22 protein-coding genes are annotated in these 22,919 nt (G+C 71.0%); 7 read left to right on the forward strand and 15 right to left on the reverse strand.

Features of this window, described 5'->3' with window-relative positions; all coding sequences use genetic code 11:
* Nucleotides 1–53: 53 nt before the first annotated feature.
* Nucleotides 54–593, reverse strand: a complete 540-nt coding sequence (locus ACFWB8_RS08825) for an RNA 2'-phosphotransferase (protein WP_385223786.1) — start codon at nt 591–593, stop codon at nt 54–56.
* 175 nt (nt 594–768) lie between these two features.
* Between ACFWB8_RS08825 and ACFWB8_RS08830 the strand changes: the two genes are divergently transcribed.
* Nucleotides 769–1,545 (forward strand): aquaporin, encoded by a 777-nt coding sequence (locus ACFWB8_RS08830; protein ID WP_385223787.1) that lies wholly within the window; start codon nt 769–771, stop codon nt 1,543–1,545.
* 115 nt (nt 1,546–1,660) lie between these two features.
* Here ACFWB8_RS08830 and ACFWB8_RS08835 read toward each other — a convergent pair whose 3' ends face one another.
* The 4 genes from ACFWB8_RS08835 to ACFWB8_RS08850 are packed head-to-tail and all read right to left on the reverse strand — an operon-like array spanning nt 1,661 to nt 6,150.
* Complete coding sequence (locus ACFWB8_RS08835) at nt 1,661–2,578, reverse strand: MerR family transcriptional regulator (protein WP_385223788.1); 918 nt, start codon at nt 2,576–2,578, stop codon at nt 1,661–1,663.
* A gap of 10 nt (nt 2,579–2,588) precedes the next feature.
* Nucleotides 2,589–3,527 (reverse strand): metal-dependent hydrolase, encoded by a 939-nt coding sequence (locus ACFWB8_RS08840; protein WP_385223789.1) that lies wholly within the window; start codon nt 3,525–3,527, stop codon nt 2,589–2,591.
* Nucleotides 3,524–5,296: an SDR family oxidoreductase gene (locus ACFWB8_RS08845; protein ID WP_385223790.1), complete on the reverse strand. Its 1,773-nt coding sequence runs from the start codon at nt 5,294–5,296 to the stop codon at nt 3,524–3,526. The genes ACFWB8_RS08840 and ACFWB8_RS08845 overlap by 4 nt, the downstream gene beginning before the upstream one ends.
* The gene (locus tag ACFWB8_RS08850) at nt 5,293–6,150 is read right to left on the reverse strand and encodes a M24 family metallopeptidase (RefSeq protein WP_385223791.1); all 858 of its coding nucleotides are present in this window, start codon (nt 6,148–6,150) and stop codon (nt 5,293–5,295) included. Before ACFWB8_RS08850 ends, ACFWB8_RS08845 begins: the two co-directional genes overlap by 4 nt.
* Nucleotides 6,151–6,363: 213 nt before the next feature.
* Here ACFWB8_RS08850 and ACFWB8_RS08855 point away from each other — a divergent pair, with 213 nt between their 5' ends.
* From ACFWB8_RS08855 to ACFWB8_RS08875, 5 genes are all read left to right on the forward strand, one after another.
* Nucleotides 6,364–7,344 carry an ABC transporter ATP-binding protein gene (locus ACFWB8_RS08855; RefSeq protein WP_385223792.1) on the forward strand — a complete coding sequence of 327 codons (981 nt, stop codon included), beginning with the start codon at nt 6,364–6,366 and terminating at the stop codon, nt 7,342–7,344.
* The gene (locus tag ACFWB8_RS08860) at nt 7,334–8,221 is read left to right on the forward strand and encodes an ABC transporter permease (protein ID WP_385223793.1); all 888 of its coding nucleotides are present in this window, start codon (nt 7,334–7,336) and stop codon (nt 8,219–8,221) included. The genes ACFWB8_RS08855 and ACFWB8_RS08860 overlap by 11 nt, the downstream gene beginning before the upstream one ends.
* A complete protein-coding gene (locus ACFWB8_RS08865; protein ID WP_385223794.1) occupies nt 8,218–9,129 on the forward strand; it encodes an ABC transporter ATP-binding protein in 912 nt (303 codons plus the stop codon). The genes ACFWB8_RS08860 and ACFWB8_RS08865 overlap by 4 nt, the downstream gene beginning before the upstream one ends.
* Nucleotides 9,130–9,143: 14 nt before the next feature.
* Complete coding sequence (locus ACFWB8_RS08870) at nt 9,144–9,863, forward strand: ABC transporter permease (protein ID WP_385223795.1); 720 nt, start codon at nt 9,144–9,146, stop codon at nt 9,861–9,863.
* Between the two features lie 86 nt (nt 9,864–9,949).
* Nucleotides 9,950–10,609 (forward strand): rhomboid-like protein, encoded by a 660-nt coding sequence (locus ACFWB8_RS08875; RefSeq protein ID WP_385223796.1) that lies wholly within the window; start codon nt 9,950–9,952, stop codon nt 10,607–10,609.
* A gap of 147 nt (nt 10,610–10,756) precedes the next feature.
* On the opposite strand, the gene ACFWB8_RS08880 is transcribed toward ACFWB8_RS08875, so the two are convergent.
* The 9 genes from ACFWB8_RS08880 to ACFWB8_RS08920 form a co-directional block, all read right to left on the reverse strand.
* Nucleotides 10,757–11,569, reverse strand: a complete 813-nt coding sequence (locus tag ACFWB8_RS08880; RefSeq protein ID WP_385223797.1) for an HAD family hydrolase — start codon at nt 11,567–11,569, stop codon at nt 10,757–10,759.
* On the reverse strand, nt 11,566–12,843 hold the full coding sequence (serS, locus tag ACFWB8_RS08885) for a serine--tRNA ligase (RefSeq protein WP_385223798.1): 1,278 nt from the start codon (nt 12,841–12,843) through the stop codon (nt 11,566–11,568). The genes ACFWB8_RS08880 and serS overlap by 4 nt, the downstream gene beginning before the upstream one ends.
* 527 nt (nt 12,844–13,370) lie before the next feature.
* Nucleotides 13,371–14,306, reverse strand: a complete 936-nt coding sequence (gene pheA, locus ACFWB8_RS08890; RefSeq protein WP_385223799.1) for a prephenate dehydratase — start codon at nt 14,304–14,306, stop codon at nt 13,371–13,373.
* A 42-nt stretch (nt 14,307–14,348) separates the two neighbouring features.
* Nucleotides 14,349–15,632: an iron uptake transporter deferrochelatase/peroxidase subunit gene (efeB, locus tag ACFWB8_RS08895; RefSeq protein WP_385223866.1), complete on the reverse strand. Its 1,284-nt coding sequence runs from the start codon at nt 15,630–15,632 to the stop codon at nt 14,349–14,351.
* On the reverse strand, nt 15,629–17,602 hold the full coding sequence (locus ACFWB8_RS08900; protein ID WP_385223800.1) for a copper resistance protein CopC: 1,974 nt from the start codon (nt 17,600–17,602) through the stop codon (nt 15,629–15,631). Before ACFWB8_RS08900 ends, efeB begins: the two co-directional genes overlap by 4 nt.
* Nucleotides 17,603–17,624: 22 nt before the next feature.
* On the reverse strand, nt 17,625–18,119 hold the full coding sequence (locus ACFWB8_RS08905; protein WP_385223801.1) for a copper chaperone PCu(A)C: 495 nt from the start codon (nt 18,117–18,119) through the stop codon (nt 17,625–17,627).
* Nucleotides 18,116–18,769, reverse strand: coding sequence for an SCO family protein (locus tag ACFWB8_RS08910; RefSeq protein ID WP_385223802.1), 654 nt, complete (start codon nt 18,767–18,769; stop codon nt 18,116–18,118). The genes ACFWB8_RS08905 and ACFWB8_RS08910 overlap by 4 nt, the downstream gene beginning before the upstream one ends.
* A gap of 87 nt (nt 18,770–18,856) precedes the next feature.
* Complete coding sequence (locus ACFWB8_RS08915; RefSeq protein WP_385223803.1) at nt 18,857–19,591, reverse strand: YcnI family protein; 735 nt, start codon at nt 19,589–19,591, stop codon at nt 18,857–18,859.
* 114 nt (nt 19,592–19,705) lie between these two features.
* The gene (locus ACFWB8_RS08920) at nt 19,706–20,515 is read right to left on the reverse strand and encodes a hypothetical protein (protein ID WP_385223804.1); all 810 of its coding nucleotides are present in this window, start codon (nt 20,513–20,515) and stop codon (nt 19,706–19,708) included.
* 234 nt (nt 20,516–20,749) lie between these two features.
* Here ACFWB8_RS08920 and ACFWB8_RS08925 point away from each other — a divergent pair, with 234 nt between their 5' ends.
* Nucleotides 20,750–21,265, forward strand: coding sequence for an ATP-binding protein (locus ACFWB8_RS08925; protein WP_385223805.1), 516 nt, complete (start codon nt 20,750–20,752; stop codon nt 21,263–21,265).
* Between the two features lie 93 nt (nt 21,266–21,358).
* Here the strand turns inward: ACFWB8_RS08925 and ACFWB8_RS08930 are convergent, their stop codons facing one another.
* Complete coding sequence (locus ACFWB8_RS08930; protein ID WP_385223806.1) at nt 21,359–22,825, reverse strand: aminopeptidase P family protein; 1,467 nt, start codon at nt 22,823–22,825, stop codon at nt 21,359–21,361.
* Between the last annotated feature and the right edge of the window lie 94 nt (nt 22,826–22,919).

Raw genomic sequence — 22,919 nt, forward strand, 5'->3', positions numbered from 1 at the left:
TGTGCCTTGTGCCGTGCACCTTGTTCTCGTCAGGGTTCTTGTCAGGGTTCTCGTCAGGGGAAACGCAGGAATCGCGGCGGTACCGCGTCCGCCAGCCACACCCCGTTGGCGCTGACCCAAAAGACGTGTCCGGCGGCGCGCATCGCCCCCGCGTCCACGCTGATCACGATCGGCCGCCCGCGCCGGGCGCCGACTCGGGTGGCGGTCTCCCGGTCGGGGGACAGGTGTACGTGGTGGCGGGCCATCGGACGCAGGCCCTCGGCGCGGATCGCGTCCAGGGCGGCGGCCGTCGTGCCGTGGTAGAGGTACGCGGGCGGCTCGGCCTCCGGCAGGTCCAGGTCCACCGCGACGGTGTGCCCCTGGCTGGCCCGGATCCGGGTGCCCCGTACGGCGAACCGCTGCTTGTCGTTGGCGGCCACGACGTGGTCGAGCTCGGCGCGGCTGAAGGGGAATCCGTGGGCCGCGGCCGCGCTCAGCAGCTCGTCGATCTCCACCCAGCCCTGTGGGTCGAGCACCAGTCCGATGCGATCCGGCTGGTGCCGCAGGTGTTTCGAGACGTATTTCGACACCTTCACGGTGCGTCTGTCATCCATGTGCCCAGCGTGCCCGGTCCGTAGGGCTTCCGGCAGGGATTTTCCGGGGGGCTACAGGGGGCTACAGGGGGCGCCAAGGGTCGACAGGGGGCGGACACCCGCGGTGGACGCCCTCTATCGCGTTTCCGAGATACGGAATACATTTTCCGCTGTCGCTTCTTTCAGGGGGAAAGCCATGACATCCCACGCGTCTCTGCCACGCCGCGCGGCCGTCGAGCTCATCGGCACCGCCGGCCTGCTCGTGGTGGTGATCGGATCCGGGATAAAAGCGGCCGAGGTGAGCCGCGACACGGGCGTCGCCCTCCTCGCCAACTCGCTCGTCACCGCCCTGGGTCTCGGGCTGATCATCACCCTCTTCGGGCCTCTCTCCGGTGCCCACCTCAACCCGGTGGTCACCCTCACCGCCTGGTGGGGCCGGTGCACCGGCGGCGAAGGCCTCGCGGGCCGGGACGCCCTCGTCTACGCCGCCGCGCAGACCGCCGGGGCCATCGGCGGGGCGGTCCTCGCGGAAACCATGTTCGGCCGTACCCCGGGCACCTTCTCCACCCAGGTCCGCGACGGGGGCCACCTGCTCGTCGGCGAGGTGGTCGCGACCGCCGGACTCGTCCTCGTCATCCAGGGCCTCGGCCGCATCGGGCGTCCGAAGCTCATCCCGTCGGCGGTCGCCGCGTACATCGCCGCCGCGATCTGGTTCACGTCCTCCGGCTCCTTCGCCAACCCGGCCGGCACCATCGGACGCGCCTTCAGTGACTCCTTCACGGGCATCGCCCCGGAGTCGCTGCCCGGTTTCGTCGCCGCGCAGCTGCTCGGCGGGGTCCTGGGCCTGGCCCTGGCGGCCTTGGTCTACGGCCGCGCCCAGCGGGCGGTGACCGTCGTCGCCCCCGGCGTGGGCAGCCTGGAACAGGTGGCTGAAAAACACCCCACCGACCCGGCTTACGAGGCCGTCGTCTGAGCTTCCGGGCCGAGTTCCCCACAGATCCACGGGAGTTGTCCACAGTCGTCCACAGCCCTTTGGGCCGGTTTCGGCGACAAAAGCGGGATCCGCCCTGTGGACTACTGATCGACTGCTACCGGCCGCCGCCGCGGCGTGCCAGATCGTTCATCGTCCGGGCCTGCAGTTCCCGCTCCGTCGCGGCCCGGACGAACTCCGCCACGTGGTCCGCGCCCACCAGGTCCTGCACCGCCCGTACTGTCTCGGCCGGCAGCGCCACCGGAGCGGGTCCCGTCGGCTGCGGGGAGGCGGCCGCCCCCAAGTGCCGCTGCAGGTGCCGGGTCGCGAACAGCCGCATCGCCCGCGCCAGCTCCGCGTCCACCGTCTGCTGAGCCAGCGGCCGCAGCCTGCGCACCATCGTCGCCGCCTCGGCCGCGTCCGCGTCGGTGGGCGGCACCGGCCCGAGGTAGCGGGCGAAGACGTGCTCGGTGGTGAACTCCAGGAAGCGCGAGGCGATGTGCTCCACCTGTCCGCGCAGCTCCCGCAGGTGACCGGTGATCGCCGACAACGGAACCCCGGCCGCGTACAGCTCGGCGGCCACCGCCAGCTCCTGCGGCGACGGCACCAGGAACTGGTCGGGGCGGCCCGGGATCCGCTCCAGGACCCCCAGCTCGCACGCCTGGTCCACGGCGGCGTCGTCGGGCTCGCCGCCGAACCGGGAGTTCAGCTCGTCCCGGCTGATCCGGGCCGCCTCCTCGTCGGTCCACGGCCCGTGCACCTCGGCGACCAGCCCCAGGACCCCGCCCAGCCCCCGCCCCGCGTCCCAGGCCTCCAGCAACTCCTTGATGGAGGCCAGGGTGTAGCCGCGGTCCAGCAGGTCGGCGATCTGGCGCAGCCGCGCCAGATGCGTGTCCCGGTAGACATTGGACCGGCCCCGCCGCTCAGGCTTGGGCAGCAGACCACGGTCCTGGTACGCCCGGATCGTGCGTACGGTCGCACCGCTGTGGTGCGCCAGATCCTCGATCCGGTACTCGGCTACTGCCTGATCGGACAATCCCGGCTCCCTACGACATGGCGGCTCGGCCGACCGCGCCCGCGGCGGCCCGGGCGGCAGGTGAAGCCGCAAGGTACTCGACCGCCCTGCGCAGCGAGCCCTCCTGCGAGGGATGGTACGACCGCCGCAAGTAGCGGGGTATGGCCGTGCCGAGCTCTCTCCACGTCGGCAGCAGTCCCCTGGCCACGGCCCGGTTGTGCGAGCGCAGCGAATAGCGCAGCCGCCCGCGCAGTCGCGGATCGTGACGCATGAGGTACGAGGCCCCCCACACCCACAGCCAGCCGAGCACCGGGGCGACCACGACCATGCCCTCCACGCGCCGGGCGTACCGGGGCAGCCCGGCTCCCCCGCAGTGCTGGTACATGTCGAAGGCGACGGAGCGGTGCTCCACCTCCTCCGCCCCGTGCCAGCGCAGCAGGTCCAGCATGATCTCGTCCGCGCCGGCCCGGTCGAGCGCCTCCGCACGCAGCACCCAGTCCCCGAGGACGGCCGTGAACTGCTCGATCGCGGCGATCAGCGAGAGCCGGAAGCGCAGCCACTCCTGCGCGGTGACCGGCGCCCCGAAGGGCGGGCTCTCCCCCAGCAGCTTCTCGAAGAGGAAGTCCACGTGCCTCGTGTACGCCTCGGTCGGCAGGTCCTGCTCCGCGAGGTGGTCCAGTACGTACGCGTGCTGCACGCTGTGCGTGGCCTCTTGGCCCATGAACCCCTTCACGTCCCGCCGCAGCCCCGGGTCGGTGACCAGCGGCAGGGCCTCCTTGAAGACCTTCACGAACCACCGCTCGCCGGCGGGCAGCAGCAGGTGCAGCACATTGATGACGTGGGTGGCGGTGGGCTCGTCCGGTATCCAGTGCAGGGGCGTGGTCTTCCAGTCGAAGGCCACCCGGCGCGGGCTGATCGCGTACGAGGCCCCCTGCGGCCCCGACGCAGGCTCCTGACCGGCCCGGCTCACAGCCGGGGCTCCAGCTTCGCGAAGGCCCGCAGCGTGCGCGGGGCGAAGCGGGACATCCACAGGGCGCCCTTGGACTCGGGGGTCACCGGCACCACGGCCTCATTGCGCACGACGGCCCTCAGGATCGCGTCGGCGACCTTCTCCGGCGGGAAGTTGCGCAGCCCGTAGAGCCGCGAGGAGCGCTCCTGGCGGCGCTTCTCCTCGGCCGCGTCCACCCCGGCGAACCGGGAGGTGGCGGTGATGTTGGTGTTGACGATGCCCGGGCAGATCGCCGAGACCCCGATCGACTTCGAGGCGAGCTCGGCCCGCAGGCACTCGCTCAGCATCAGCACCGCCGCCTTGGAAGTGCTGTACGCGGGCAGGGACTTGGACGGCAGATAGGCCGCGGCGGACGCGGTGTTGACGATGTGTCCGCCCTGGCCGCGATCGGCCATCTGCGCACCGAAGATCCGGCAGCCGTGGATCACGCCCCACAGGTTCACGTCGAGGACCTTCTTCCAGTCCTCGGAGCTGGTCTCCAGGAACGGGCCCGACAGGCCGATCCCCGCGTTGTTGACCAGCACGTCCACGATCCCGTGCTCGGCCGCGACCTTCGCCGCGAGCTCCTCCATCGCCTGCTCGTCGCTCACGTCCACGCACTCGCCCCAGGCCTCGGGGGCGCCGACGAGGCGGGCCATGTCGGCCGTGCGCACCGCACCCTCGGCGTCCCGGTCCACGCACACCACGCGGGCCCCGGCCTCGGCGAACGCGAAGGCGGTGGCCCGGCCGATGCCGCTGGCCGCGCCGGTGACCAGGACCAGCTGGCCGCCGAACCGGTCGGCGTACTTCCCCGGAGCCTTGAGTTCCGGCGCCCGCGTGGCCGGCTCCTCCCGCGCGGTGACGAACTCGGTGATCCACGCGGCCAGCTGGTCGGGCCGGGTCCGGGGCACCCAGTGCTTGGCCGGCAGGGTGCGGCGTACCAGGTCCGGGGCCCACACGTCGAGGTCGTCGTAGAGCCGCTCGGAGAGGAAGGCGTCCCCGGTCGGGGTGATCAGCTGGACCGGTACGTGCGCGTACGCGTCGGCGCGCGGCCGGCGCAGGCGCGGCCGGATGTTGTCCCGGTAGAGCCAGGCGCCGTGCGCCGCGTCCGAGGGCAGCGAGTCCGTCGGGTAGGAGCCGGCCGGAACCTTCTCGATCCGCTGGAGGATCCCCGGCCACCGCTTGCCCAGCGGCCCGCGCCAGGCGAGCTCGGGCAGCACGGGCGTGTGGAGCATGTACACGTACCAGGACTTGGCGCCCTGGCCGAGCAACTGCGCGGCCCGGCGCGGGGTCGGCCGCGCAATCCGCTTCTTGATCCAGTGCCCGAAGTGGTCGAGGGAAGGCCCCGACATGGAGGTGAAGGACGCGATCCGGCCCTCGGTGCGGCCGACCGTCGCGAACTCCCAGCCCTGTACGGAGCCCCAGTCGTGGCCGACCAGATGTACCGGCCGGTCCGGGCTGACCGCGTCCGCCACCGCCAGGAAGTCGTCGGTCAGCTTCTCCAGGGTGAAACCTCCGCGCAGCGGCTGCGGGGCCGTGGAACGGCCGTGGCCGCGCACGTCGTAGAGCACCACGTGGAAGTGCGCGGCCAGCCGCTCGGCGACCTCCGACCAGACCTCCTTGCTGTCGGGGTAGCCGTGCACCAGCACCACGGTCGGCCGGTCCGCCTCGCCGAGCTCGACGACGCACAGCTCGACCCCGCCGCTGCTCACCCGGCGCTCGCGCGCCCCCGCGATTCCCGTCCCGCTCATGCCGTCTGCTCCTCAGCCCAGCGCCGCACGTGCGGCAGATCGTCGTCCAGCCAGAACGCGCTCTCCTCGGGGTCCCGGGAGTCGGTGACGACCAGGATCTCCTCGAACTTCGCGCCGGTGCCCCGGAAGCCCAGGTGCGGTTCCACCGCCCACAGGCCGGGCTGCGGGGGGTGGTCGGAGAAGCGGTACGGACTCCACAGCGGGGACCAGCCCTCGCGGTGCCCGTGCAGGGCGTCGGCGGCCAGCCCCTTCAGGGCCTGCGTGCCGAATCCGAACGCCGTCGGAGACCAGCGCCGCTCCTTGACCCGGTCTATCTTGTGCGCGATCACCCCGAAGGGGTAGGCGCGGTGCCGGTTCGCGTACCCCTGGCGGGTCATGAGCCGCTCGACGTCCTCGTAGATGTCGCGCAGCGAGCGCCGCTCGCGCACCTGCTCCAGGATCAGCTCGCGGTGCGCCTTGAGGTCGGCGAGCAGCCGGTCGTGCACCGGATCGAGGCCGAGGCAGCCCGAGTACCCGATGTCGGCGGTGTAGCCCTTGTAGACCGGTGCCATGTCGAGGATGAACGGCATCCCCGGCTCCAGCGCGCGGTTCGTCGGGAAGAACTGCAGGGGGATCTTGAAGTTCACGAAGGCGGTGCGGTCCCCGAACCACGCGAACGGCATGTGGAACCAGTCGCGGACCCCGCGCTCGCGCAGCCATTCGCGCTGCATCCGCGCGGCCTCGCGCTCGGTCACCCCCGGCCGCAGCTGACCCGCGACGGCCTCCGCGCACGCGTAGGAGAGGCGCTGTACTTCCTTGAAGCCGCTCAGTTCGGCGGAGAGTCGCGCGGTGCGTTGCTTGGTGTCCCCAGCCATACCAGCCCGTCCATCCCTACTAGCCGTACGCGCCCGTAACTTGACACTGATGAATGTGACAATGACCGGAGATCACGTCAAGGCCCGTGCACAGACCTGTGGACAAACTTCTCCGCGTCAGCCTTTCGTCAGGGTGTGTAGTCCTGAAGGCGTAGACCGGATCCGGCTCCAGGTCTGACGATCCGCTCCTCGAGCGCCACTAACGTCGGACTCGTGACTGTCATCGCGACCGAAAGCCTGAGCAAGCGGTACCCCCGAGTGACCGCCCTCGACCGGCTCTCCCTGGACATCGGGCCCGGCGTAACCGGCCTCGTGGGTGCCAACGGAGCCGGTAAGTCCACGCTGATCAAGATTCTGCTAGGGCTGTCCCCCGCCACCGAGGGCACCGCCGCCGTGCTCGGACTCGACGTCGCCACGCACGGCAGCGCCATCCGTGAGCGCGTCGGCTACATGCCCGAACACGACTGCCTGCCGCCCGACGTCTCGGCCACCGAGTTCGTCGTGCACATGGCGCGCATGTCCGGGCTCCCGCCGACCGCCGCCCGTGAGCGGACCGCCGACACCCTGCGCCACGTGGGGCTGTACGAGGAGCGGTACCGCCCCATCGGCGGCTATTCCACCGGCATGAAGCAGCGCGTCAAGCTCGCCCAGGCGCTCGTCCACGACCCCCAGCTGGTGCTGCTCGACGAGCCCACCAACGGCCTGGACCCGGTCGGCCGAGACGAGATGCTGGGTCTGATCCGCCGCATCCACACGGACTTCGGCATCTCGGTGCTGGTCACCTCCCACCTGCTCGGCGAGTTGGAGCGGACCTGCGACCACGTCGTGGTCGTCGACGGCGGCAAGCTGCTGCGCTCCAGCTCCACCAGCGACTTCACCCAGACCACCGCGACCCTCGCGGTCGAGGTCACCGACTCCGACACCCACCCGGACGGCACCTCCGCCCTGCGCAAGGCGCTCACCGAGGCGGGCATCACCCTGCACGCCGGCGAGGAGCAGGGCCTGCCCGGGGCCGGCCACATCCTCCTCGTCGAGGCCACCGGCGAGCAGACGTACGACACCGTCCGCGACACCGTCGCCGACCTGGGTCTCGGCCTGGTCCGCATGGAGCAGCGCCGCCACCACATCGCGGAGGTCTTCCGCGACAACGACCAGTCCGTCCAGCGGAAGGGAGCCGGTTCCGATGGCGCCTGACACCTCGACCCAGATCCACAACATCGGGTACCGGTCCTACGACGGCCTGCGGCTGGGCCGCGCCTACGCCCGCAAGTCGCTGTTCTCGCAGTCCCTGCGCGGGGCCTACGGACTCGGCCGCTCCGCCAAGTCCAAGGTGCTGCCGATGATCCTCTTCGCGGTGATGTGCGTTCCCGCGCTGATCCTCGTCGCGGTGGCCATCGCGGTACCCACCTACAGTGACCTGCCGATCAAGTACACGACGTACGCCCTGACCACCCAGGTGATCATCGGCCTCTTCCTCGCGTCCCAGGCGCCCCAGTCGGTCTCCCGGGACCTGCGCTTCAAGACGGTGCCGCTCTACTTCTCGCGGCCCATCGAGCGCGTCGACTACGTCGTGGCGAAGTTCGCGGCGATGGCATCGGCCCTCTTCATCCTCACCGCCACCCCGCTGCTGATCATGTACATCGGCGCGCTGCTGGCGAAGTTCGACTTCGGTGACCAGACCAAGGGATTCGGGCAGGGACTGGTGTCGGTACTTCTGCTGTCGCTGCTCTTCTCCGGCCTCGGCCTGGTCATGGCGGCGCTCACCCCGCGCCGCGGCTTCGGCGTCGCCGCGATCATCGCCGTGCTGCTGATCCCCTACGGCGCCGTCACCGCCGTCCAGGGCATCGCCTACAACACCGGGTCCACCGGCGCGATCGACTGGATGGGCCTGTTCTCCCCGATCACCCTGATCGACGGCTTCCAGACCGCCCTCCTCGGCGCGACCTCCGCCTTCCCCGGCGGCACGGGCCCCTCGGCCGCCACCGGTGTGGTCTACCTGCTCGTCATCCTCGGCCTCATCGCCGGCTCCTACGCCGCCCTGATGGCCCGCTACCGGAAGGCCGGGCTGTGACCATCATCGACATCGACCACGCCTCGCGCTGGTTCGGCAACGTCGTCGCCGTCAACGACGTCACCATGCGCATCGGACCCGGCGTCACCGGGCTCCTCGGCCCCAACGGCGCAGGCAAGTCCACACTCATCAACATGATGGGTGGCTTCCTCGCCCCCTCCACCGGCACCGTCACCCTCGACGGGACGCAGATCTGGCGCAACGAGCAGGTCTACAAGCAGATCGGCGTCGTGCCCGAGCGCGAGGCCATGTACGACTTCCTCACCGGCCGGGAGTTCGTCGTCGCCAACGCCGAACTCCACGGCCTCGACGACGCGGCCGCCCAGCGGGCCCTGGCCACCGTCGAGATGGAGTACGCCCAGGACCGCAAGATCTCGACGTACTCCAAGGGCATGCGCCAGCGCGTGAAGATGGCCTCCGCCCTCGTCCACGACCCGTCCGTGCTCCTGCTCGACGAGCCCTTCAACGGCATGGACCCGCGCCAGCGCATGCAGCTCATGGAGCTGCTGCGGCGCATGGGCGACGAGGGCCGCACCGTCCTGTTCTCCTCCCACATCCTGGAGGAGGTCGAGCAGCTGGCCTCCCACATCGAGGTGGTCGTCGCCGGCCGGCACGCGGCCTCCGGCGACTACCGCAAGATCCGCCGCCTGATGACGGACCGCCCGCACCGCTACCTGGTCCGCTCCTCCGACGACCGGGCACTCGCCGCGGCCCTGATCGCCGACCCGTCCACGGCCGGCATCGAAGTCGACCTGAAGGAAGGCGTCCTGCGGATCCAGGCCGTCGATTTCGGGCGCTTCACCGAGCTGCTGCCGCGGGTCGCCCGCGCGCAGGGCATCCGGCTGCTGACGGTCTCGCCTTCCGACGAGTCCCTCGAGTCGGTCTTCTCCTACCTCGTCGCGGCCTGAAGGAGCTGGCAACCATGTACAACCCCACCGTCGCCCGGCTCACCTACCGGGCCCTGCTCGGCCGCCGCCGCGCGTTGATCCTCTGCGCGCTGCCCGTCCTGCTGATCGTCATCTCCGTCGCCGTCCGCGCCTTCACCGGCCTGGACGACAAGGTCGCGGCCGACCTCCTCGGCGGCTTCGCCCTCGCCACCATGGTCCCGTTGATCGGCGTGATCGCCGGTACCGGAGCCATCGGCCCGGAGATCGACGACGGCTCGATCGTCTACCTGCTCTCCAAGCCGGTGAAGCGCCCGACGATCATCATGACCAAGCTGATCGTCGCGATCGCCATCACGATGGCCTTCTCCGCCATCCCCACGCTGATCGCCGGCTTCATCCTCAACGGCAACGGCCAGCAGATCGCCGTGGCCTACGCCGTCGCCGCGGTCGTCGCCTCCATCGCCTACAGCGCGCTCTTCCTGCTGCTGGGCACCGTCAGCCGGCACGCCGTCGTCTTCGGTCTGGTCTACGCCCTGATCTGGGAGTCGCTCTTCGGCAGCCTCGTCAACGGCGCCAAGACCCTCAGCGTCCAGCAGTGGGCCCTCACCCTCGCGGAGAAGATCGCCGGCGAGGGGTACGTGGACGCCAGCGTCGGCCTGCCCACCGCCGTGGTCCTGCTCGTCACGGTCACCGTCGGCGCCACCGTCTACGCCGGCCAGAAGCTGCGCCGCCTCACGCTGGCGGGCGAGGAGTAGGACCCCGCCGCACCCCCTTCCCACGCCCTGCCCCGCCCGGCCCACCCGGCCAGGCGGGGCACAGTCGCGCACGTCATCATCAGTGCATGATGGAGCCCCCCGAGCCCGAGCCGTCCAGGCCCGTGCGGTCCTGGATACGGTCCACGCCCGGCACGCACATCTGGCTGCTGATCATCGCCATCACCAGCATCGTCGTCGTGATCGCACCCGACCACCTCGAAAGCGTCCTGCTCCACCGCAACAGCAGCAACATCCACGAACTCGCCAAACACCCCCTCCGGACCCTGCTCTCCAGCGCCTTCTGGATCGAGAACCCGGCCTCGCTCGCCCTCTACGCCGTGCTCTTCGAGCTCTTCCACGCCCCCGTCGAACGCTGGCTCGGCACGCTGCGCTGGCTCCTGATCGTGGCCACCGCCCACATCACGGCCACCTTGATCAGCCAGAAGATGGTCCTGATGGCCATCCAGGACCACCGCGCCCCGCGCAGCATGGTCCACGTCGTCGACATCGGAGTCAGCTACGGACTCGCCGCCGCCGTAGGCGTCCTGACCTACCGGCTCCCCGGCCCGTGGAGATGGTTCTACCTCGCCGGAGCCGTTGCCTTCTTCGGGCTCCCGCTCGTCACCGGCGGTACCTTCACCGACCTCGGCCACGCCATCTCGCTCGCCGTCGGTCTGCTCGCCTGGCCGCTCACCCGGCATCCGCACCCGCACGGGCGCCCCGCTCGTGTTTCACGTGAAACATAGCCGCGGCCACCGCGCGGAAAATCGCTGGTACGGGGATTGCGTGCGGGGCAGAGTGGGTGGTGCGGGGAGCAACAAAAGGTCCGGGGCAGCCACTTCGAGCGCGCCTTGCGGCGCGGGCTGCCCCGGACCTCTCGTACGTTTCGCGTGCTAGGCGGAGCCCAGCAGACGCTCCAGCACCACCGCGATGCCGTCCTCCTCGTTGGAGGTCGTCACCTCGTCGGCCACCGCCTTCAGCTCCGGGTGGGCATTGGCCATCGCCACCCCGTGCGCGGCCCAGCCGAACATCGGGATGTCATTGGGCATGTCGCCGAAGGCGATCGTCTCCGCCGCCTTCACTCCCAACCGGCGCGCGGCCAGCGAGAGTCCGGTCGCCTTGGTCAGCCCCAGCGGCAGGATCTCCACGATGCCGGGACCGGCCATCACGATGTCCACCAGGCTGCCCACGGTCTCCCGGGCCACCTTGACCAGAGCGTCGTCGTCCAGGGTCGGGTGCTGGATGTACAGCTTGTTCAGCGGAGCCGTCCACACCGCGGCGGTGTCGTCCAGGTATATGGCCGGAAGGCCCTCCTGCACCTGGTATCCGGGCCCGAACAGGACCTCGCCGTCCACCCCGTCCCGGCTGGCGGCCAGGGCGAGCGGGCCCACCTCGGCCTCCAGCTTCGACAGCGCCAGACCGGCGAGCTGCCGGTCCAGCGTCACCGAGGTCAGCAGCCGGTGCGCGCCCGCGTCGTAGACCTGCGCACCCTGCCCGCAGACAGCGATCCCCTTGTAGCCGAGGTCGTCGAGGACGTGCCGGGTCCAGGGCACGGCACGTCCGGTGACGATGATGTGCGCCGCACCCGCCGCGGTGGCCGCGACGAGAGCCTCACGGGTGCGTTCGGAGACGGTGTCGTCGCCACGCAGCAGCGTGCCGTCGAGATCGGTCGCGACGAGCTTGTACGGGAACGGGGCCGGGCTCACTTGGTGATCGGCTCCAGGAATTCGCGGCCGCCCAGGTACGGGCGGAGCACGGGGGGAACGCGGACGGTGCCGTCGGCCTGCTGGTGGTTCTCCAGGATGGCGACGATGGTGCGCGGGACGGCGCACAGCGTGCCGTTCAGCGTCGACAGCGGCTGGGTCTTCTTGCCGTCGCGGTAGCGGATCGACAGGCGGCGGGCCTGGAATCCGTCGCAGTTCGACGCGGAGGTCAGTTCGCGGTACTTGCCCTGGGTGGGGATCCAGGCCTCGCAGTCGAACTTGCGCGAGGCGGAGGAGCCCAGGTCACCGGTGGCGACGTCGATCACCTGGAACGGCAGCTCCAGGCTGGTCAGCCACTGCTTCTCCCAGTCCAGGAGGCGCTTGTGCTCGGCCTCGGCCTCCTCCGGCGCGACGTACGAGAACATCTCGACCTTGTCGAACTGGTGGACGCGGAAGATGCCGCGGGTGTCCTTGCCGTACGTACCGGCCTCGCGGCGGAAGCACGGCGAGAAGCCGGCGTACCGCAGCGGGAGCTTGTCCACGTCGATGATCTCGTCCATGTGGTACGCGGCGAGCGGAACCTCGGAGGTGCCGACCAGGTAATAGTCGTCCTTCTCCAGGTGGTACACGTTCTCCGCGGCCTGGCCGAGGAAGCCGGTGCCCTCCATGGCGCGCGGGCGGACCAGCGCCGGGGTCAGCATCGGGATGAATCCGGCCTCGGTGGCCTGCGCGATCGCCGCGTTGACCAGCGCCAGCTCCAGCAGCGCGCCCACACCGGTGAGGTAGTAGAAGCGCGAGCCCGACACCTTGGCGCCGCGCTCGACGTCGATGGCGCCGAGCGACTCGCCGAGCTCCAAGTGGTCCTTGGGCTCGAAGCCCTCGGCGCCGAAGTCGCGGATGGTGCCGTGCGTCTCCAGGACGGTGAAGTCCTCCTCGCCGCCGACGGGCACGTCCTCGTGAACGATGTTGCCCAGCTGGAGCAGGAGCTGCTTGGCAGCCTCGTCGGCTTCGTTCTGCTCGGCCTCGGCGGCCTTGACGTCCTGCTTGAGCTGGTCGGCCTTCTTCAGCAGCTCGGCCCGCTCCTCCGGAGAGGCCTTCGGGATCAGCTTGCCGAGCGTCTTCTGCTCATTGCGCAGTTCGTCGAAGCGCATGCCGGAGGACCTGCGGCGCTCGTCGGCGGAGAGCAGCGCGTCGACGAGGCCGACGTCCTCTCCACGGGCGCGCTGCGAGGCGCGGACACGGTCAGGGTCATCACGGAGCAGCCGGAGGTCAATCACTCCTCCAGGCTACCGGGCGGGGCTTCCTGGGATCACACCGATATCACGCTGCGTGCCACTATGTCCCAATTGCGGCAAATCGAAAACGTCTCGCAGACGGCTGGGGGCTGCCGTTCCGGGAAGGCCGATAAAAGCGGCCCCATTCCCCGAAAAGCGGGCATGGCGTCAGGGATCGGGCACCCCCTGAGCAGGACTGGAGAGCCGGTCTTGTCCACAGGAATTCCCGGCGGGGGCATCTTATCCACAGGCTGTGCGCCGGATCTGTGGACACGGAAATAGATCCATCCCGCCCAGGGGGCGGCCAGGGTCAATCAGCGTTCAAACCACCCTCACACACTCATTCGGGTGGGAATGACTCGCCCCAAAGAGTTGATCGGCGATACAGAGGTGACGCCGTTCACCTCCCGCTCCCCAGCGCGAAACCCGGCCCCCCGGCCGATATGTCGACCTTGTCGCGCGACTCTGTCGACTTGTCCCCAGGCGCGACCCTCGGCCTGTGGATAACTCTGTGGACAGTGGACGGATCCCTACGCGCGGCCGTCGAGGCAGCGTGTCAGCCAGTCGGAGGCGGCCGTGAAGTCGCCGTCGGAGGTGCCCGGCCGCGGCGCGCGGACGTCACCCCGGGCGACACCGGCGCGCGGGTACGAGCCGAGGAAGCGCACCTGGGGACAAGTGCGCTTCAGACCCATGAGGGCCTCGCTGACCCGGCGGTCCGAGATGTGCCCCTCGGCGTCGACGGCGAAGCAGTAGTTGCCGATGCCCTCACCCGTGGGCCGGGACTGGATCAGCATCAGGTTCACCCCGCGTACGGCGAACTCCTGGAGCAGCTCCAGCAGGGCACCGGGGTGGTCGTCGCCGAGCCACAGCACCACGGAGGTCTTGTCTGCGCCGGTCGGTGCGGCCGGCCGGGCCGGGCGCCCGACGAGCACGAAGCGGGTCTCGGCGTTCTCCGCGTCGTGGATCTCGGTCACCAGCGGGACGAGCCCGTAGGTGGCCGCGGCGAACTCGCCCGCGAAGGCGGCGTCGAACCTGCCCTCCTGCACCAGCCGGGCTCCGTCCGCGTTGGAGGCGGCCGACTCCCACACCGCGTCGGGCAGGTTCGCCCGCAGCCAGTTGCGGACCTGTGGCTGCGCGACCGGGTGCCCGGTGACGGTCTTGACGTCCGACAGCTTCGTCCCGGGCCGCACCAGCAGCGCGAACGCGATCGGGAGCAGCACCTCGCGGTAGATCATCAGCGGTTCACCGGAGGCGAGCTCGTCGAGGGTGGCGGTGACCCCGCCCTCCACCGAGTTCTCGATCGGCACCAGCGCGGCCGCGGCTTCGCCGTTGCGTACGGCGTCCAGGGCGGCCGGGACCGACACCATCGGGACGAGCTCCCGGGTCGCGGCTTCCGGGAGTGTGCGGAGGGCGGCTTCGGTGAACGTGCCCTCGGGGCCGAGATAGGTGAAGCGAGTGGCCGACATGTGATCAGCCTAATGCCGGGGTACCGGCCGCCGCGGGGCCGTTCATCCTTCGAGCAGCCGCTGCCCCACGTACTCCCCGGCGCGTGCGCCGGGCGGCACGGCGTACAGGCCGCTGGACTCGTGCCGGATGAACTCCGACAGCGCATCGCCCCGGTCGAGCTTGCGCTGGACGGGGACGAAGCCCCGCAGCGGGTCGGCCTGCCAGCAGATGAAGAGGAGCCCCGCGTCGGGGGCGCCGTCCGGGGCGATCCCGTCGTGGAAGGAGAAGGGCCGTCGGAGCATGGCGGCCCCGCCGTTCTGTGCCGGGGCCGCGATCCGGGCGTGCGCGTTGGACGGGATGACCGGCTTGCCGTCGGAGCCGATCTTGTCGAGGCCCATCGCGGTGGTCTCGCTGCCGCCGGTCAGCGGGGCGCCGGTGGCCTTGGTCCGGCCGATGACCTGCTCCTGCTGGGCAAGGGTCTGCTGCTCCCAGCTGTCGAGGAGCATGCGGATACGGCGTACGACGGCGTACGAGCCCCCGGCCATCCACGCGTGCTCGGCGGGTCCGGGGCCGGCGCCCTGCACGAAGATCCGCTTGTCGAAGTCGGGGTCGGCGGGCTTGGGATTGCCCGTGCCGTCGATCTGGCCCATCAGGTTGCGGGCGGTCATGGGGGCCGCGGTGGCGCCGGGGGACCGGTTGAAGCCGTTCATCGACCAGCGCGGGCGCGCGGCATCCCCGGCGTCCTTCTGCAGGGCCCGCAGTGCGTGGAACGCGACGAGCCCGTCGTTGGCGCCGATCTGGACCCACAGGTCGCCGTTGCTGCGCTGGGCGTCGAGCCGGTCCGAGGAGAAGTCCGGCAGCGGGTCGAGGGCCGTGGGGCGGCGGGCGGCGAGGCCGGTGCGCTCGAAGAAGGAGTGCCCGAAGCCGAAGGTGACGGTGAGGGACGAGGGCCCGGCGTCGAGGGCGATGCCGGTGTCGGAGGTGGGCGCGGTCTCTCCCGCCATGAGCCGGCGGGCGGTATCGGACCAGCGGCGCATCAGGGCGGCGGCCTCGGTGCGCCCGGCGCCCGGCGCCAGGTCGAAGGCGAGGACGTGGCCCTTGGCCTGGAGGGGGGTGGTGATGCCGGGCTGGTGGTCTGCGTGGAACGCGACCTGGGTCGCGCCGAGGGAGCCGAGGCTCCCGGCGGCGCCCGGGGTGCCCGTCCCGGATTCCGCGACGGCGGCGTGGACGAGGGCGCCGCCGGTGGCGCCGAGTGCCAGCCCGGCGGCGCCCGCGGCGCCGACGGTGCCCAGCAGACGGCGGCGGGAGATCTCGATGTCGGGGGTGCTCTCGGTCACGCTGGTCAGCCGATCTTCACGTTCTTCTGCACGGTCGTCTGGTCGATGTCGGAGGTACGGACGGTCACGTCGATCCGCCAGTCGCCAGCCAGCGGCAACTGGACGCCTGACGCACTCCAGTGCCCGGGCGCGGCGTGTTCGGGCACGACCGGCAGGGGACCGATGTCCTTGGTCGGGAGGGTGAAGGAGACCTTCACCTCGGGGAGGTCGAGGGGCTTGCCGTCGGGGGTGTCGGCCCACACGTGGAGGCTGTTGGCCCCGACGCGGCCCGGGTCGAGCTCGACCCGGACGGAGCCCTTGCCGTTCTGGCCACCCGTGTCGAAGGGCAGAGTGACCTTGATGGCCCGGTTGGGTACGGCGGTGGCGTTGGAACCCCGCCCGGCCTCCAACTCCGCGGCCCGGCCGGGTTCGGTACTGGTGAGGATGGTGGTGACGGCCAGCAGGACGACGGCCACACCCGCCTCGGCGAGGACGGAGCGGCGCAGGCCGGCGCGGTCCGGATCGGCGTCGCGCGCCTGCTTCTCGCGCGCGTTGTCCTGGGCGGCCTGCTGTCGGGCGAGCTGCGCGGCCCGCTTGGGATCGCCCCCGCCCGCACCGGTGCCGCCGACGCCGACCGGCTGTGTTTCACGTGAAACATCGCGCTGCGCGACGACCTTGGCGGTCTTGGCCGCCTTGGTCCCCTTGGCTGCCTCCACGGCGGGGGCCTCGGCGAGCCGCCCGGTCCAGGTGCGGGAGAGGTAGGCGACGGAGAGGAGTACGGCGACCAGGCCGACCTTGACGAGCAGGAGCTGCCCGTACCCCGTACCGGTGAGGGCGGACCAGGTTCCGATCTGGCGCCAGGCCTGGTAGGTCCCGGTCGCGGCGAGGACGATCACGCTGGTGAAAGCGACGGCGGAGAAGCGCCGGATGGCCTCGCGCTCGATCCCGGGGGCCTTGTGCAGGGCGACGAGCAGCGCCGTGAGTCCGCCGAGCCAGGTGGCGACGGCCAGCAGGTGAAGGATGTCGACGGGCATGGCGATACCCGGCTGGATGCCGGTGGAGGCGTGCTCGGACAGGGCCCAGGTGGCGGCGATGCCGCCCGCGACGACGGTCCCGCCGATGGCGAGGCCGAAGACGAGGTCGCTGTCGGCCTTGGTGTCCTCAGCGCTCCTGTCGGCCTGCTGCCGCCGCGCGTAGGCGCCGAACAGGACGGCGATGAAGAGCGCGGCGGCGCCGAGCAGGAGCAGCCGGGAGACGAGCGAGGCGCCGGACTTGGTCTCCAGGACGGCCTTGAGCCCGTCGAGGTCGAAGGCGTCGGCGAACTTCCCGGACCCCGTGTACGGGTTGCGCAGCATCAGCATCGCGAGGGTGGCGACGGTGAGGGTGACCCAGGCCCGTACGACCAGCCGCTGCAGCGACCGCTCGGCGGCGCCCCGGCGCCAGCACACCAGGATGAACGCCGCTCCGCCGACGAGGACGGCGAAGCCGGCGTACGCGGCGTACCGCGCGATGTCGTAGGCGATGGCGACGGGTCCGTCCCCCGCGGTCTGCGCGGGCAGGCTCACGGCGGTGGCGGAGGGGGCGCCGATGGAGAAGGTGAAGGCACCGGCGACGGGATGGCTGTCGGCGGAGACGGCCTGCCAGGCCACGGTGTAGGTGCCGTTGGGCAGGCCGGTGTGCAGGGCGGTGCCGTAGCGGATGGTGGATCCGCTGCACATGTCGCGCAGTTCGCCGGTGTCGATGCGCTTGCCCTGGGGGTCCAGGACGCGGATGGAGTCGTTACCCATGGCGACCTGCTCCGAGAAGGAGAGGGTGACCTGGGCGGGGGCCGTGGCGACCACCGCCCCGTCCTTGGGGTCGCTCGCGGTGAGTGCGGCGTGCGCCGAGGCCGGGGTGGCCACGGCGAACAGGGTTGCCAGCAGGGCTGCGAGGACCAGCGTGAGCCGCGGCAGGAGTGCCGTGGCGTGGACGCGGGCCGCGGATGGGGCGGTGGCCGTCATGGCGTGTCAGTCCCTCGGTCCGTCAGTGGGCGGTGCCGTCGGTGGATGTCGGCGTCTGGGCGTTGTACGTCCGCTCCTTGACGTCCAGCTCGACCTTCACGGGGGCGGTCTTCTCGAAGCGGAGCTCGACGGTGACCTTGTCGCCGACCTTCGGGGTGCTCTTGAGCCCCATGAACATGACGTGGCTGCCGCCGCGCTCCAGCCTCAGCTCGCCGTTGGCAGGCACGTCCATGGACTGGACCTGCTGCATCTTCTGGTCCTTGGTCTCGTGGATCTGCAGATCGTCGGAGAGCGTGCTGGTGACGCCGGTGAGCTTGTCGGCCGTCTTGGAGTCGTTCTTGATGACCATGAACGCGCCGGCCATCTTGTCGTTGACCGGCTGGGGCATGAAGGCGCCGCTGACCGAGAGCTTCGGCTTGCCGCCGGAGTCCCCGCCGTCCGAGGAACAGCCGGACATGGCGAGCGCTGCCGTCAGGGAGAGGGCGGCGGCGAGGGTGCGGGTGGTGCGGGCGTTCACGGGTTCTCTCCCTTGACGATCTTCGGCAGGTCCTTGGTGTAGTCATCGACGGTGGTGCCCTCGCCGTAGAGGACGTAGCCCTCGTCCGTCTTGGGCGAGAACGCGATGACCTGGGCGCCGTGCATGGAGACGACGCCGCCGTCGGCCTCCTTCTTGGCGGCCTCGATACCGATGCCGAGCTTGCGTGCGGCGGCCTGGATGGTGGCGAAGTCCCCGGTCAGTCCGACGAAGGACGGGTCCTGGGCCTTGAGCCACGAGCCGAGGGATTCGGGAGTGTCCCGGTCGGGGTCGGTGGTGACGAAGACGACCTGGAGCTTGTCCTGGTCGGCCTTCGGGAGCGCCTTCTTGGCGACGGCGATGTTGCTCATCGTCAGCGGGCAGACATCGGGGCAGTTGGTGTAGCCGAAATAGATGAGCGTCGGCCTGCCCTTGGTCTGCTCGCGCAGGTTCCACGGCTTGCCGGTGGTGTCGGTGAGGACCAGTTCCGGCTTGTCGAACGGGCGGTCGAGCAGGGTTGCGGAGCCGGCCTTGGCCTGGCCTCCGCTGATCTGCTTGACCGAGTTGGCCGGAGCCGGCTCACCGCCGCAGGCGGTGAGGGTGAGGGCGGCCGCTGCCACGAGGGCGGCGACCGTCACACGTGTGGTGCGCATGAAGAGATGTCCCTGGGATCGGGGTTGGTACGGACGGTCCGCGGGCGCCGCGATCGGGCGGGCCTGCGGGCGTGCGGGCGTGGCAGGTCAGGAGGCGCGGCGGCGCGAGGCGACGCCGAAGGCCACACCGGCGAGGCCGACGACGATCCCGGTGATGCCGAGGGCACGCGCGGTCGTGTCGGAACCGCTCTCGGCGGCCTCGTCGTGACCCTTGTCGGCGTTCTTGGCACCGTCGTCGTTCTTGGCACCGTCGTCGTTCTTGGCACCGTCGTCGTGGTGGTCGCCGCCCGTGGCGGGCGCGGCGGTCAGCTTCAGGACGGGCGCCGGGTTCTGCGGCTCCGCGGCGCCCGGCTTGGTCTCCTCGATCCAGCGGACGACCTCGTTGTTGTCGTAGGTCTGGATCGCCTTGAAGACCATCTGGTCGACGTTGTCGGGCAGCTTGCCGATGGAGAGCGGGAACTGCTGGAACTTGCCGGGCTCGATCTTGCCGCCGGACCAGGTCACCTTGGTGACGGCCTCGTTGATCTGCTTGCCGTGCACGGTGAGCGGCTTGTCGAGCTTGCTCTTCTCGACCGTCACGGTCCAGCCGGGAACGTCCTGCGGCATGACGGACGAGAGCGGCTGGTCAGCCGGGAAGTTGACCTCCAGCTGCGTGGTCGACGCGTTGTCGCGCTCGTTGGGGACCTTGAAGTTGATCGTCGCGTAGCCGCCCTTGGTGGCCTCGCCGGGCTGCACGCCGACGTGGGCGAAGGCGGTGCCGGAGAGGAGGAGGACGGAGCCGGCGGCGATGGCGGCGGCGATGGAGACGCGAGAGGTCTTCATGGCAGAAACACTCCACGGAAGCAGTGGTGACGGGAGGCTCCGCGCACACGGCGCGCGCGGAGTTCGCGGCACCGGTGCTCCCGTCGTGTGTCCCGGGGAGTCGAGGGTGCCGCGTCAGGCTGCGAGGGCGAGCGCCACGGGCGGCCCGCGCCTGATGACCGTGTGCTGGAGCGCCTCCCGGCCGGTGTGGGCGGCGGGGCCGGCCGCGGTCCGCGAGGCCCGCGGGGCACGGGCGGGCGTACCCGCGAGCCCGGCGCCGAGCGCCCGTACGTATGCCAGCGCGGCGCGCAGCGGACGTACCGGATCGGCTTCGGCGGAGAGCCGGGACAGCTCCACGAGGCGGAAGAGCGCGGCGTCGCCGCGTCCCATCAGCCAGCCGGCCGCGAGCGCTGCCAGCAGGTGGCCGAGCAGCATGGCCGGGCTGAACAGACCGGTAGCGGGCTGCGCCGCGGCCTCCGCCATGTGGGCGTGGGCCAAGTGCCCCTGTGCCTGGGCCTGCGCGGCCAGGGTGGCCGGGTCCAGGCCGGCGGTCTCCAGGATCTGCCGGGCGTCGGCCGGACTGAGCGGTACGGAATTGCCCCCGCACACCAGTTGGGCCGCCAGCGCCGCGAGCGAGGTGTCGGCCGGAGACGCCGAGGCGGAGGCCGCCGCGCCGTGCTGGCCGAGGCCGAACACCGCGTGCAGCCCGAGCTGTCCGGCCGCGAGCCCGGCGGCGATGCCGGGCAGCGAGCGACGGCGTCCCGCGAGCGGGGCCGCGACCGCGAAGACGGCGAGGAAGCCGATGCCGAGGGCCCACCAGGGCACGGTGGCGCAGGATGCCAAAGCGTGCCCGGCCGCGGACAGCACGACACAGACCGCGGTGAACACCGCGGCCCGGATCAGTCGGAGGCCGGCTCCGGCCTGCGTCGCGTGGGGGGCAGTCATGGCCGGGCCATCATCGCACTGCGCTTAGGCGCTTCATACGGCAGGTTCCGGAAGGCGCCTCGGATTCCGCTCCACGGCCGCTCCAGGCAGGAGGGCGGCGAGCGGCGGCCCAGCCGTCCCGCCCGCCCCATACCGCCGCATACACCGCCACTCGGGAGCGCCGCATCGGCCGAATGAGGGCTGCGAGCGCCGCCGGGGGCTTACCCCCCGCCACGGGCGGCAATAGGTAACCGTATGAGCATCTGGTGGTCTCTCCACTTGAGGCGCGAAGCAGCGAGCGTGCCGCTGGCCAGGCGGCTGCTGCTCGGGACGATGGAGACCGCAGGGGTGGACCCTGACATCTCCTTCGACCTGTCGGTGGCGCTGAGCGAGGCGTGCGCGAACGCGGTGGAGCACGGGGGTCCGGCGACCGACGGCGGGCGGGACGGCACGGAAGCCGGTCAGGAGGCCTGCGCGGCGTACCGCGTGACGGCGTACCTGGACGGGGACTGCTGCCGGATCGAGGTGACCGACTCGGGTCCCGGCTTCCCGCCCGATTCGGCCGCGGCCGACACGAGAGCCGGGGGCGGACCCGGGCAGGCCGGTCCCCCGGGGCATCCGGAGACATCGCGGGAGCACGGCCGGGGCCTGTGGCTGATCGCGGAGCTCGCGGACCACGTGCGGTTCCGCAACCGGCCGGGCAGCGGCGCGGTGGTCAGCTTCGACAAGATCCTCAAGTGGCGCGAGGGAGCGCTGCTGAAGGTCTCTTAGTACGCCGATGGGCGGGACCCCGCAAGGGATCCCGCCCATCGGCGTTGCGCTCGGGCGCAGTCGGCCGGGCGCAGTCGGTCGGGCGCGGGTCGGTCAGCCCTTCAGGCGCGCCATCCACGCCTCGACTTCGACCGAGGTGCGCGGCAGCCCGGCCGACATGTTCCGGTTGCCGTCTTCGGTGACCAGGATGTCGTCCTCGATCCGGACGCCGACGCCGCGGTACTCCTCGGGCACGGTCAGGTCGTCGGCCTGGAAGTACAGCCCGGGCTCGACGGTCAGACACATGCCCGGCTCCAGCGTGCCGTCGACGTACGCCTCGGTGCGCGCGGCGGCGCAGTCGTGGACGTCCATGCCGAGCATGTGCCCGGTGCCGTGCAGGGTCCAGCGGCGCTGGAGTCCGAGCTCCAGGACGCGCTCGACCGGACCTTCCAGCAGGCCCCACTCGACGAGCTTCTCGGCCAGCACGTGCTGGGAGGCGTCGTGGAAGTCGCGGAACTTCGCGCCCGGCTTGACGGCGGCAATGCCGGCTTCCTGGGACTCGTACACGGCGTCGTAGATCTTGCGCTGGATGTCGGTGTACGTGCCGTTGATCGGCAGCGTGCGCGTGACGTCGGCGGTGTAGAGGGAGTGGGTCTCCACACCGGCGTCGAGCAGCAGCAGGTCGCCGGAGCGGACGTCGCCGTCGTTGCGGACCCAGTGCAGCGTGCAGGCGTGCGGGCCGGCGGCGCAGATGGAGCCGTAGCCGACGTCGTTGCCCTCGACGCGGGCGCGCAGGAAGAAGGTGCCCTCGATGTAGCGCTCGGAGGTGGCCTCCGCCTTGTCGAGGACCTTCACGACGTCCTCGAAGCCGCGGACGGTGGAGTCGACGGCCTTCTGCAGCTCGCCGATCTCGAACTCGTCCTTCACGGCGCGGGCCTCGGAGAGGTAGACGCGCAGTTCCTCGTCGCGCTCGGCGGTGACCTTGTCGGTCAGGGCCTTCTCGATGAGGGCGTCGTGGCCGCGCACGGCGCGGACCGGGCCGGTGGCCTCGGTGAGCGCCTCGGGCAGCTCGCGGACGTCCTTGGCGGGGATGCCCAGGAGCTGCTCGGCCTCGGTGAGCGAGTGGCGCCGGCCGACCCACAGCTCGCCCTGGCCGGACAGCCAGAACTCGCCGTTCTCCCGGTTGGAGCGGGGCAGCAGGTAGACGGTGGCCGTGTGACCGGTGGAGCCCGCGGGCTCCAGGACCAGGACGCCGTTCTCGGTCTGGTCGCCGGTGAGGTACGCGTACTCGGTGGACGCGCGGTAGGGGTACTCGGTGTCGTTCGAGCGGGTCTTCAGCCGGCCCGCGGGGACGACGAGGCGCTCGCCGGGGAAGCGCGCGGACAGCGCGGCGCGGCGGTCGGCGGTGTGCGCGGCCTGGGCGATCGGCTCCAGCCCGTGCAGCTCCGTGTCGGCCCAGCCGGTGCGCATGCTCTCGGCGAGTTCGTCGCTGACGCCCGGATACAGCCCGTTCTTGCGCTGCTTGTGCGTCTTCTTGGGCTGCTCTTCTTCCGGGGTCTCCGGGGTGAGCTCGTCAGCCACGTCTTCTCCTCAGCTGCTACGACATGCAAGGACCGGGTACGGACCTCATCCATCGTATGTGTGAGCGGAAGGCACCGGAGCGCGATGTGACAAA

Source organism: Streptomyces sp. NPDC060031 (assembly GCF_042736805.1).
In the GTDB taxonomy this organism is placed as follows: Bacteria; Actinomycetota; Actinomycetes; order Streptomycetales; family Streptomycetaceae; genus Streptomyces.

What these genes read in the sequence shown, in the direction of transcription:
- ACFWB8_RS08900 (WP_385223800.1), bottom strand. Translation starts at nt 17,602, where the DNA reads ATGACGGCCACCGCCCCATCCGCGGCCCGCGTCCACGCCACGGCACTC.
- ACFWB8_RS08830 (WP_385223787.1), top strand. Translation starts at nt 769, where the DNA reads ATGACATCCCACGCGTCTCTGCCACGCCGCGCGGCCGTCGAGCTCATC.
- ACFWB8_RS08925 (WP_385223805.1), top strand. Translation starts at nt 20,750, where the DNA reads ATGAGCATCTGGTGGTCTCTCCACTTGAGGCGCGAAGCAGCGAGCGTG.
- ACFWB8_RS08915 (WP_385223803.1), bottom strand. Translation starts at nt 19,591, where the DNA reads ATGAAGACCTCTCGCGTCTCCATCGCCGCCGCCATCGCCGCCGGCTCC.
- ACFWB8_RS08920 (WP_385223804.1), bottom strand. Translation starts at nt 20,515, where the DNA reads ATGACTGCCCCCCACGCGACGCAGGCCGGAGCCGGCCTCCGACTGATC.
- ACFWB8_RS08825 (WP_385223786.1), bottom strand. Translation starts at nt 593, where the DNA reads ATGGATGACAGACGCACCGTGAAGGTGTCGAAATACGTCTCGAAACAC.
- ACFWB8_RS08875 (WP_385223796.1), top strand. Translation starts at nt 9,950, where the DNA reads ATGATGGAGCCCCCCGAGCCCGAGCCGTCCAGGCCCGTGCGGTCCTGG.
- ACFWB8_RS08910 (WP_385223802.1), bottom strand. Translation starts at nt 18,769, where the DNA reads ATGCGCACCACACGTGTGACGGTCGCCGCCCTCGTGGCAGCGGCCGCC.
- ACFWB8_RS08860 (WP_385223793.1), top strand. Translation starts at nt 7,334, where the DNA reads ATGGCGCCTGACACCTCGACCCAGATCCACAACATCGGGTACCGGTCC.
- ACFWB8_RS08845 (WP_385223790.1), bottom strand. Translation starts at nt 5,296, where the DNA reads ATGAGCGGGACGGGAATCGCGGGGGCGCGCGAGCGCCGGGTGAGCAGC.
- ACFWB8_RS08870 (WP_385223795.1), top strand. Translation starts at nt 9,144, where the DNA reads ATGTACAACCCCACCGTCGCCCGGCTCACCTACCGGGCCCTGCTCGGC.
- ACFWB8_RS08850 (WP_385223791.1), bottom strand. Translation starts at nt 6,150, where the DNA reads ATGGCTGGGGACACCAAGCAACGCACCGCGCGACTCTCCGCCGAACTG.
- pheA (WP_385223799.1), bottom strand. Translation starts at nt 14,306, where the DNA reads ATGTCGGCCACTCGCTTCACCTATCTCGGCCCCGAGGGCACGTTCACC.